General features: G+C 67.1%; 13 protein-coding genes. All 13 read right to left on the bottom strand.

All coding sequences use genetic code 11. The features are described 5' to 3' along the window. Positions 1 to 410: 410 nt before the first annotated feature. Positions 411 to 1,271, bottom strand: coding sequence for a CsgG/HfaB family protein (locus ACIP0B_RS19695; protein WP_085586870.1), 861 nt, complete (start codon positions 1,269 to 1,271; stop codon positions 411 to 413). 29 nt (positions 1,272 to 1,300) lie between these two features. Continuing rightward, entirely contained in the window at positions 1,301 to 1,732 is a 432-nt protein-coding gene (locus tag ACIP0B_RS19690) for a curli assembly protein CsgF (protein ID WP_085586869.1), read from the bottom strand. Beyond that, on the bottom strand, positions 1,729 to 2,121 hold the full coding sequence (csgE, locus tag ACIP0B_RS19685; protein WP_217892719.1) for a curli production assembly/transport protein CsgE: 393 nt from the start codon (positions 2,119 to 2,121) through the stop codon (positions 1,729 to 1,731). Before csgE ends, ACIP0B_RS19690 begins: the two co-directional genes overlap by 4 nt. Further along, on the bottom strand, positions 2,118 to 2,657 hold the full coding sequence (locus ACIP0B_RS19680) for a type II secretion system protein (protein WP_400835253.1): 540 nt from the start codon (positions 2,655 to 2,657) through the stop codon (positions 2,118 to 2,120). Before ACIP0B_RS19680 ends, csgE begins: the two co-directional genes overlap by 4 nt. After that, complete coding sequence (locus tag ACIP0B_RS19675) at positions 2,632 to 3,006, bottom strand: type II secretion system protein (protein WP_085586882.1); 375 nt, start codon at positions 3,004 to 3,006, stop codon at positions 2,632 to 2,634. Before ACIP0B_RS19675 ends, ACIP0B_RS19680 begins: the two co-directional genes overlap by 26 nt. Before the next feature lie 5 nt (positions 3,007 to 3,011). Further along, positions 3,012 to 3,482: a type II secretion system protein gene (locus ACIP0B_RS19670; RefSeq protein ID WP_085586866.1), complete on the bottom strand. Its 471-nt coding sequence runs from the start codon at positions 3,480 to 3,482 to the stop codon at positions 3,012 to 3,014. A 2-nt stretch (positions 3,483 to 3,484) separates the two neighbouring features. Next, positions 3,485 to 5,332, bottom strand: a complete 1,848-nt coding sequence (locus tag ACIP0B_RS19665) for a secretin N-terminal domain-containing protein (protein WP_217892721.1) — start codon at positions 5,330 to 5,332, stop codon at positions 3,485 to 3,487. Beyond that, positions 5,329 to 5,847, bottom strand: coding sequence for a hypothetical protein (locus ACIP0B_RS19660; RefSeq protein WP_400835250.1), 519 nt, complete (start codon positions 5,845 to 5,847; stop codon positions 5,329 to 5,331). Before ACIP0B_RS19660 ends, ACIP0B_RS19665 begins: the two co-directional genes overlap by 4 nt. Beyond that, a complete protein-coding gene (locus tag ACIP0B_RS19655) occupies positions 5,847 to 6,395 on the bottom strand; it encodes a GspMb/PilO family protein (RefSeq protein ID WP_217892723.1) in 549 nt (182 codons plus the stop codon). The genes ACIP0B_RS19660 and ACIP0B_RS19655 overlap by 1 nt, the downstream gene beginning before the upstream one ends. Beyond that, a complete protein-coding gene (locus ACIP0B_RS19650; RefSeq protein WP_400835248.1) occupies positions 6,382 to 6,927 on the bottom strand; it encodes a PilN domain-containing protein in 546 nt (181 codons plus the stop codon). Before ACIP0B_RS19650 ends, ACIP0B_RS19655 begins: the two co-directional genes overlap by 14 nt. A 1-nt stretch (position 6,928) precedes the next feature. Further along, on the bottom strand, positions 6,929 to 7,732 hold the full coding sequence (locus ACIP0B_RS19645) for a hypothetical protein (RefSeq protein WP_400835246.1): 804 nt from the start codon (positions 7,730 to 7,732) through the stop codon (positions 6,929 to 6,931). After that, positions 7,713 to 9,434: a GspE/PulE family protein gene (locus tag ACIP0B_RS19640; RefSeq protein WP_400835244.1), complete on the bottom strand. Its 1,722-nt coding sequence runs from the start codon at positions 9,432 to 9,434 to the stop codon at positions 7,713 to 7,715. Before ACIP0B_RS19640 ends, ACIP0B_RS19645 begins: the two co-directional genes overlap by 20 nt. 84 nt (positions 9,435 to 9,518) lie before the next feature. Next, complete coding sequence (locus ACIP0B_RS19635) at positions 9,519 to 10,052, bottom strand: response regulator (RefSeq protein ID WP_400835242.1); 534 nt, start codon at positions 10,050 to 10,052, stop codon at positions 9,519 to 9,521. Between the last annotated feature and the right edge of the window lie 202 nt (positions 10,053 to 10,254).

Genomic DNA, 10,254 nt, shown 5'->3' with positions numbered 1-10,254 from the left:
GGCTCCCACAGGGGATCGGATGCAGTCAGGTAGAGCTGGGTTGGCTGTCAGGCCGCCATCGCCAGCAGGCTGGCTCCCACACGGGATCGGGTGCAGTCAGTCAGGTAGAGGTGGATCGGCCTTCAGGCCGCCATCGCCAGCAGGCTGGCTCCCACAAGGGTCGGGTGCAGTCAGGTAGAGGTGGATCGGCTGTCAGGCCGTCATCGCGGGCAAGCCCGCTCCCACAGTGTTCCGGGGTGTGCACACATGTCCCTGTGGGAGCCAGCCTGCTGGCGATGGCGTCAGTCCGGACACCGCTGACCCAGGCCAAGACCGTTGCGCCCACAGGGGATGGTGTGGTTCGGCAGAGGCCAGGCTGGACCTCACGGTCGAACGCTCGACCCGAGAACCGAGAGCCGCCAAGCCCCAGCTCATTCCGCCTCCGGATCCACCTTGTTCTGCGTCAGGTACCGGTTCAGCGTCTCGTCCTGCGAAGGCGCCGAGTTGTCCCCCGCCACCTGCCACAACCGCCGTTCGATGCCCTGCGCCAGCAGGTGCCCCACCGCCGCCTCGATCGCCGACAGCACGCAGAGCTGCGCCGGCTCGTTGGTGGTGTAGCCGACTTCGGCCTCCAGCAGTTTCTTGAACTCGATGAACTTGAACACCCCGGCGCTGCGGCCCACGGAGTAGATGGTCTTGCTGGTCATCACGTTGGCCAGCACCTGCCCGCTGCGCACGTCCACCGCCCGCAGGTTGACGGTCACCTGGTCGACCCGGTACTCGCGGGACAGGTCGATCCCCAGGTAGCGCGCCCCTTCCCCGCCGCTGCGCACGTTGGTGTCGTAGGCGATGATCCCGCCTTCGAGCATCATGTTCGCCGCCTGCAACGGCGGCAGTTCGCCCTGGATGTTCACCGGGGTGTTGGGCTTTTTCTGCGAGGCGCGGATGATCTTGCGCTCGGTCAACAGGTTCTGCAGCCCTTCGCGCTCCAGCACCACGAACCAGCCGCTGGCCTGCAGGGCGTCCATCAGCATGCTCGCCGCGCCCTGGGTGACGCTGGTGGAGAACGAGCTGGCCGGGGTCGGCTTGTACTGTCCGGTCTGGTCACGGAAGCCGTACACCACCGCCATCAGGCGACCCTTGGGCCGCGGCATCTTCAGAAGGTCGTAGTAGGTCGAGGCCCTGGGGGTCAGGGTCGGGGTTTCGGTGTCCTGCTCGGCCGGCATCGGCTCGCGCAGACCACACCCTTGCAATGCCGCCAACATCAGCCCTAGCGCTATTATTTTTTTCATGTCCTGCACTCCCCGGAACGCTCATCCCGTCATGGGTTGAGGCCGTTAACCTGAATTTCCGAAACCTCACCGGTCGCTCGGTCGGTCACTTCAATGCTCAGTGCCCCGGAGTCGTCGATGACGTTGACGATGAATGCGTCGGTGGACAGGCTCCCCGTGTTGCCGGTGGAGATGTTGTCCAGCAGTTGCCCCAGCAACCGTGACTGCAATTGGCTGGTGAAGCGCTCCAGCGCCGAGGTGCCGGCCACGGTCGTGCGGCGCTTGAGGTCCGGATCGTCGTGGTCGTTCTGGGCCTGGGCGTTGTTGAGCAGCCAGGTGCCGTTGAGCGGGTTGCCGCCGAACGACGGGTTGACCGGCGTGTAGACCAGTTCGGTGGCCTGGACGGCGGCGCAGCCGGCCAGTCCGATCAGCCATCCTGCGATCCAGGGTGCGCGGCGCCGTGAGAACGTTGTCGTGTTCATAGTTCGTCCTTCTCAAGGTCGGTGGTGTCCTGCAACAAGGCCTCCAGCTTGCGCTGGACAACCTGGCGTCGAACCCAGTCGGCGGCCTCGTAGGCCTCGTCCTTCAGTTCCACGGTGTTCGGCGGCAGGAAGCGCCGATAGACCAGGCGTTGCTGATATTCCACGGTCACCAGGCTGCCCCAGCGCGCGTCGGGCCGCTCGCGCACCACCAGGTTGAAGTCCATGGGGCTGGTGTCGCGCAGGCGTTCGCTGAACAGGTAGTAAAAGTCGTGGCCGATGTGCGAGATCGTGTCGTCGACGATGAAGCCCATCATTTCGTCTTCTTCGCCGGCCTGGGCGCAGCACGCCGCCAGGGCGAGGATCAGCGCACAGCAGAACCGGCCGTTCATGGCTGCAGCGCCTGCGGCAGGGCCGACTGGTTCTTGGCCGGGCCGTTGGTGCCGTCGAGGAAGGCCTTTTCGGCGACGAACTGCCAGTCCGAGTAGCGGGTCATGCCTTCGAAGTCCGACCACTGCGCCGGGAAGTCCGCCTGCTTGAGCGGCGTCTCGGTGGAGGGGCTGTTGATCCCGGTGATGCGCCCGTCGAAGCCCCGTTGCAGCGCCCATTCGCCGCCGCCCACCGGGTCCGGGTACAACCGGCGCAGGTGGTGCCGGGGCTCGGGAAAGCGCTCGTCCTGCAGCAGGTCCGCCAGCTCCTTGGGGTACTGCGCCAGCCCCGGCGAACTGCGGTAGTAGCTGCGCAAGGCCTGGGCGTACTGGCTGCCCACCCACAGCAATTGCTGCTCCCGGTCGCGCCGCGACACCGTCGACCACAGCTCGCCGGCACTGGCCAGGCCCATGCCCATCAGCACGATCAGGAACAGCACGCCCAGGTAGGTGAACCCGCCCTGCCCCGCGCGCTCACCACTCCGAATACTGGCTGCCATCACGCGCCCTCCCGGTGGCTCCGCTCTTGATGTCGGCCACGCCGCCCGCCACGCCGTCCGGCGGCGCGACCAGCACCCATTGGTCCTTGCGCTCGGTGATCGGGTCGAGCGGCGCGTTGCGCAGATAACGCAGTTCCACCAGTTGGTCGATCGAGTCGGGATAGCGCCCGGTATCGCCGTAGTAGTGGTCCAGCGCCTCGCGCATGGCCGACAGGCTCTGGCGCAGGGTGGTTTCCTTCGAGGCTTCGAGGCTGTTGAAGTAGCGCGGCAAGGCGATGGTCATCAGGGTCGCGATGATCGCCATCACCACCATCAGTTCCAGCAAGGTAAAGCCCTGTTCCCGGCGCATGAGGTTCACCACTCGCGGTAGGCGATGCCGTTGAGGCCCTTGCCCCGCGCCTTGGAGTAGACGTCGAACACGTCTTCGCCGTCGCGCGGGTTCTGGGCCGAACTGTTGTAGGCGCGCAGGCCCCAACCCCCTTCGTCGTCACGCTTGGCCGGCACCAGCGGGTCACGCGGGATGCGGCGCAGGAAGTAGAACTTGGCGCCCTTGGCGCTGCGCACGTCGCGCACGCCGTCCACCAGCACCTTGAGGTTCGGCGGGTAGCCGCTGCTGTTGAGCGACTTCTCGATGTAGCCGGCGTCGAAGGCGCGCTTGTAGGCGTCGATGCCGTCGCGGATCTGGTACAGCGCGGTGCGCAGTTCCTGCTCCTTGCCCCGGCGCACCAGGGTCTCGGTCAGGGGCGCGGCCATGCCCGCCAGCAGGCCGATCAGGGCCAGCGTCACCACGACTTCGATCAGGGTGAAACCGCGCTCGGTGTTCATGATCAAGGCTTCTCGACGGTGACGCGGGTGGTGGCGACCGCCGCCCCGCCCAGCGCACGAGGCTGAGCGGAAGGCGCCGGGGTGGCCGCCTGCATCGAGCGGTCCGGCGCCTGGATGTGCATGCTGGTTTCGGTGCCGGTGGGGAACTCCATGTCCGACGGGCTCTGGTACGGCAGGTTGCGCACGATGCGCGGGGTGATGGAGAGCACCAGTTCCGACTTGCCGACGGTGTCCTTGTTGCTGCCGAACAGCCGGCCCAGGCCGGGAATGTCACCCAGGCCCGGGATCTTGTTGCCGGTGGCGCCGTGGTCGTTGCGCACCAGCCCGGCGAGGATCTGCGTCTCGCCGTCGTGCAGGCGCAGCGAGGTCTGGGCGTTGCGGGTGTCGACCTGCACCGGGATCGTGCCCTGGCGGGTCGGCTCCAGCGGCGTGGCGTTGCTGACCTCCAGCGCGATCTTGATCGCCACTTCGTTGTTCAGGTGCACGGTGGGCTGCACTTCGAGCTTCAGGCCGACGTCGAGGTAGGTGACGCTCTCGGTGATCACCGGGCCCTGGGTCGAGGGCACCGAGGTGGCGCTGATGATCGGCACCCGCTGGCCGATGTGGATGCGCGCCTGCTCACGGTTGCTGACGCGGATCACGGGGCTGGCCAGGGTGTTGATGTCGTTGTCCTGGGCGTTGATCTTGGCCTGGGGCGACGGCGCGATGGAGATGCGGTCGGAGTTGATGCCCTTGAGCTGCCCCAGCAGGGTCACCGGCGAGCCGTCGCTGTTGACCACGCCGAAGGTGCTCGGCCATTGCAGGCCCAGGTCGAGGATGCGCTGGCGGGCGACTTCCATCACCTCCACCTCCAGCACCACTTCGGGGTTGGACTGGTCCTGGGACTGCAAGAGCTTCTCGGCCATGCGCACCGCGTCTTCGGTGTCGCGCATGGTCAGGGTGTTGAGGCGCTCGTCGACGAACACGTCGCGGGTCTTGAGCATGGTCTTGATCATGTTCAGCGCGGTGTTGGCGTCGATGCTGGTCAGGTAGAACGTGCGCATCACCAGCTCCTGGTAATCCTTGAGCTTCTGCGGCGAGTCCGGGTAGATCAGCAAGGTGTTTTCGTTCACCACTTTCTGGTGCAGCTGGTTCTGCTGCAGCAGCAGTTGCACGGCGTCTTCGATGCGCACGTCGCGCACGAAGATCGTGGCCTTCAGGTCCGGGCGCAGATCCTTGTCGAAGATGAAGTTCAGGCCGGCGACCTGGGACAGCACCTCGAACACGGTCTTGAGGTTGGCTTCGCGAAATTCCAGGGTCACCGGCCGGTCGAGCCGGGTGCGCAGCTGCGGGTACTGCACGACGTTGCGGCTCTGCACCAGGCGGATGTTGCCTTGCAGCTCCAGCGCGCCTTCGTTGGTGGGGTCGAGTTCGAGGATCTGCTTGACCTGGCGGTCGGCGCCGTAAATGTCGCCCCGGCGCAGGTCGCCGCGGGCCAGTTCGAGCTTCTCGTCCATGCTGCGCAGGTAGTCGAGCTGGCGCAGGGCGTCCTGGGCGCGGCGGTTGTTCGGCTCGATGGTCAGCACCCGGTTGTAGGCGGTGCGGGCCGAGGCGAAGTCCCGCCGCGAACGGTCGGTGTCGCCGGAGGTCAGCAACGCGGTGATGGCCTTGGCCCGGCCGCTGTTGAGCGCCAGGTGCAGCTCGGTGTCGCGGGGGTTTTCCCGCAGGCCTTCCTCGATCCGGGCCAGGCCCGCCTCGTACTGGCCCTGGTCGATGAGGTCGGCGGCCTCCTTGTTGGCCACCTGGGCCGAGCTGCACGCGGCCAGCCCGGCGCACAGGCCCAGGCTCATCAGCAAACGGGATCTGTTCATTGCGTACTCCCCACAGACAAGGTCTGCGACAAATGCAAAGGCAGGTAGACCAGGCTCAGTTCCAGGTCGGAAATGCCGGTGATCTTCCAGGTGTCGTCGATCACATCCCCGCTGCGCACGACGTAGATTTTCTCGCCGTCCTGCAGGAACACCTGCAGGTCGCTGCGGTCATGCAGCCGGCCGACGAACTGGAACGGCACCGGCGGCAGGCTCGGGGCTTGCACCGCCGTGGCCGGGTTGACGGGTTGTTCGGTGACCGTGGCCAGGGTCGGCGCAGGCTTCCAGGACTGGGCGGCGAACAGGTCGCCGGCCGGCCCCAGGTCCTTGATCGGCGCGGCGTCGACCTTCGCGCCAGCGGCGGGCGACGCACCCCGGCCAGCGGTCTTGGCCGGAGTGGCCACCGCGAGGTCGGCCGATTCGCCGTCTTCGCTCGGGCCGAAGTATTCCGGCAGCCAGGCCAGCGCCGCCGCCACGCCGAAGAACGCCACCCAGCCGACGATGCGTTTGGTGTCCATCACGACCTCGACAGGTAAAGGGTCAAACGGATCCGGCCGGTGAGGTCGGTGTCGGCGATCTTCTTGCGCTGGAACTCGACGTCCTCCACCACCACCGCCGGCAATTGGCCGAGCAAGGCATGCAGGAAGCGGCGCAGCTGCGGGTAGCTGCCGCGCACCGGCAGCAGGATCTGGTAGCGCGCCAGATGGGTCTTGGGATCGACGCCCAGGGCGTATTCGCCGCGGGCCAGGGTGATGCGCTCCTGGGCCGCCAGGGCGTAGATGCGGTCGATGGCGACGGTGGCCTGGGGCTGGGCCGGCAGCTTGTTGCGGAAGTCGTCGAGCTGGCGCTGCGGCACCACCGGCGGCGCGATGCTGCCGTCCTCGACCTTGGCCAGGTACTCGGTGGCCTCTTCGGTCTGCCGGCTCAACTGTTGCAGCGACTGCCAGCCCGGCAGCAGGCCGCCCAGGGCCCAGGCCAGCGCCACCAGCAGCAGGGCCGCTCCGGCCAGGCCCGGCACGCCGAGGCCTTGCAGGTATTCGTGGACGATCAGTCTAGGGATTCGCATCGCCCATCTCCCAGGTCGCCGACAGGTTGAACTGCACCGGGTGCTCCGGCGATTTCACGACGATTTCGTGGCTCAGCAGCGACACGTCCGACAGCTCGTCGCTGGCCTCCAGACGCTTGTGGAAATCCAGCATCGCCTGCAGGTCCCGGGCCTCGGCGCTGATGCGCACCTGGCCCTTGCGTGCGTCCGGGGTCAGGCTGAGCAAGGCGATGTCGTCCCGGGGCATGGCTTCGAGCATGGCGAACAGGCGTTCCCACGGGCGGCGCAGCTGCTGCGACACCTTGCGCATCTCGGCCAGGTTCTGCGCCTGCTCGCGGGTCTCGGCGGGGGTCAGGCTGGCCTTCACGCCGCTGTCGCCGGTGAGCTTGCGCTGGGTGTGCTGCAGGTGGCCTTGCTGTTGTTCGGCCTGGTCGCCGAGGTGTTGCTGCACGCCGAAGCACACCAGCGCCAGCAGCGCGCCGCCGCCCAGCAGGCTCCAGCCCAACGGGCCGGAACGCGGACGGGGCTGGAAGTCCAGATTCAGGGCGCGCATGTCAGGCCACCGCCCGGGACATGACGTACAGGCCGTCATGCACGGTCATCGCGTCGTCTTCCAGGGTGCGCACCTGCACCCCGTCGATCTCCGGCTGCGCATCGAGGCGCGCCGGGGCGTGCAGGTAGACGTTGAACGGACGCTCGCTGGCGCTGGCCTGCAATTGCCGTTCGCGGCCCACCAGCGCGGCCAGCGCCGCATCGCTGTCGCTGCCGCCCACCGACCGCACCGCCGCCCAGCGCCCCTCCCGGGCCAGCAGCAGCACGCTGCGCTGCGGCTCGGCGACCACGAACAGGAAGTCGCCGGCGTCGAGGCTGCGGTCGAAGCGGTTGAACGCCGTCATCAGGTACGGCTGCACCGAACGCAGGCGCAAGCCACGCCCGGCCACCAGCGTGCGCAGACGTTCCAGCAGGTCCTGCGGCAAGGCGCTGGCGATGCGGTCGTGGCCCGCAGGCTCGGCGGACAGCACCAGGCTCCAGGGTTGGGTCGGCGCGCCGAACAGATCTTCGAAGCACAGCTGGGCGAAGCCACGCAGTTCTTCGGGGGTGCTGATCTGCTCGCTCCACGGCACCAGGCAGAAACGGCTGAAGTGCCCGGAGACCACCACGCACAGTTCGGCGCCGGCCTTGGCGTGTTCGCCGAGCAGGCGGTCGAGGGTGTCCAGCGCCACCGCATAGCTCTGGAAGCCTTCGTCGATGTAGCCGACGCTGCCCAGCCACAGGGTCTCGCTGCCCCGCCGCTGCCCCAGGCCCACACCGCTGGCGCCGAGCACGGCGACAAAACGCTCACGCGATAAAAGTGACACGATTGATCTCCTCCAGCGTGGTGCGGCCGTGTTCCACCAGTTCCAGCGCCGATTCGCGCAACAGGCGCAGACCGCGCTCGCAGGCCAGGGCCTTGATCCGGGTGATGGGTTGGCGTTCGACGATCATCTGCCGCAGCTCGTCGTCCAGGTGCAGCAGTTCGGCGATCGCCGTGCGCCCGCGGTAGCCGCTGCCCCGGCAATGGCCGCAGCCCTTGCCGTGGACGAAGCGGTAATGGCCGACCTTGTGCGGGTCGAGGCCCGAGGCGCGCAGTTCTTCTTCGCTCGGGGTCGCCGGCGCGCTGCAACCGCTGCACACCAGGCGGATCAGCCGCTGGGCCAGCACCGCGTTGAGCGCCGAGACCAGGCTGTAGGGGTCGATTTCCATCTGGGTGAAGCGGCCGATCACGTCGAACACGTTGTTGGCGTGGATGGTGGTGAACACCAGGTGCCCGGTGAGCGCCGACTGCACGGCGATCTGCGCGGTGTCCGGGTCGCGGATCTCGCCGACCATGATCTTGTCCGGGTCGTGGCGCAGGATCGACCGCAGGCCGCGGGCGAAGGTCAGGCCCTTCTTCTCGTTGACCGGGATCTGCAGCACGCCCGGCAACTGATACTCCACCGGGTCTTCGATGGTGATGATCTTGTCCACCCCGTGGTTGATCTCGGTGATCATCGCGTAGAGGGTGGTGGTCTTGCCGCTGCCGGTGGGGCCGGTCACCAGCACCATGCCGTAGGGTTCGGCGGCCAGCCGGCGCAGTTGGCGCAGGGTCTCGTCCTCGAAGCCCAGGGCCTGCAGCTGCACGCCGCAGACCTTGTCGGCCAGGTCCTGCTTGTCCAGCACCCGCAGCACCGCGTCCTCGCCGAAAATGCTCGGCATGATCGACACCCGGAAGTCGATCTGCCGGCCGCTGATGCCGATCTTGAAGCGGCCGTCCTGGGGCACGCGCTTCTCGCCGATGTCCAGTTCGGCCATGACCTTGACCCGGGAAATCACCTGCTCGGCGAACTCGGTGCCCTGGATCTTGCCGATGTTGTTGAGCACGCCGTCGATCCGGTACTTGATCACCAGCCCGTTGCCGGTGGTGCCGAGGTGGATGTCGCTGGCGTGCATTTTCAGCGCATCGTAGAGGGTCGAGTTGACCAGCTTCACCACCACGCTGGCGTCTTCGCTGATGCTGGTCAGGGACAGGCTCTGCAGGGTGTCGGTCTGGGTGCCGGCGTCGGCCTGGGCGTTGAGCGACTCCACGGCGTGGAAGCTTTCTTCGTGGCGGGCCAGATAGGCGCTCAGGTCGTCGGCGTGCACCAGGTACAGCGGCGCGCCGTGCAGGCATTCGTCGATCCAGGCCAGGCGCGCGCCGTCGAAGGGGTCGGCGAACACGCCGATGACTTCGTCGCGGTGGCGCAGCAGGATGAATTCACGTTTGAGGCATTGCGCGAGGGTGACCCGGTCGAACACCGGGGTGGCCTGGAACAGGCTGTCGGTGTCGAGCACCGGGTAATGCAGGGTGGCGCCCAGGCTGGCGATGAACGGCATGGGCGCCAGTTCGCAGAGGGCGGCCAGGGCATCGAGCATCCGCTCCCCGGAGCCGGCGGCCCGTGTCCGGGCCTGGGCCAGTTGCTCACCGGTGAAGCGCGCCGGGGCCTGCGCTTGCGGCAACGGCTCGGCCAACGGCGGTTCGACGACAACGGACAGACGATCCATGGCTTGCTCTCCAACGCCCGGGGCCGGGGGCCCAGTCGGCGCGGCAGGCCATTGCGGCGGGTGCCGGAACGTCTGATCGCGCCACTACTCCCCGGTGAGCATTTGATCGTCATCCGGTGCCAGGGCGTCCGACTTGCTTCGTCGGCGATCCGCCAGCACCCAACTGCCATCGAACAACTGCAACGGGAAGCTCTCGGTCTTGCTCTGGCGTCGTTCGACGAACCCCTCGGAAGGGTTCGCGCCGGGTCTCGCGCTGCGCTCGATCCCCAGCAGGTCACAGATCGCCCGCGCCAGTTCCGCCAACGGGAACGGCTTGAACAGGATGTGGCTGACTCCCAGTTGCCGCGCCCGCTCACAGACTTCAGCGGTCGGGTGACCCGTTATCAGCACGAAATGACACGTCCTGTTCCGGCGGACGGCGTCGAGCACCTCAAAGCCTTCCATATCGGGCAAGCGGTAATCGAACACCATCACATCGGGGGCGAAGGTCTCGGCCTGGCCGATCCCGTCCGCGCCGTCATGTGCAATCCGGACGTCCAGCCCCTGCGTCGACAGGTAAACCTGAAGGTTCTCCGCCAACTGCTGTTCGTCTTCGACAACCAGTACTTTGTTAACCAAGGTGGACTCCTTGAAACCGCAGGTCCGGCAGTGGAAACCTCGGGCCGGGCCTGATGGAGTGCGCCTCGCCAGAGGTAACGCACACTTCATGCCAGGCCGGGTGCCGGTCATTTTCTGTCTTCATGTCCTTGAATTGAATGGAAATGCCCGCTCGTCCCGGTACCCCGTTCCCCAGAAACGGGGAAGCACCTGAATGGGCATC

Source organism: Pseudomonas sp. NPDC089534 (genome assembly GCF_044749305.1).
GTDB lineage: Bacteria > Pseudomonadota > Gammaproteobacteria > Pseudomonadales > Pseudomonadaceae > Aquipseudomonas > Aquipseudomonas ekonensis.
Note: the sequence above shows the minus strand (reverse complement) of the source record. Positions and strands in the feature narration are given on the sequence as shown.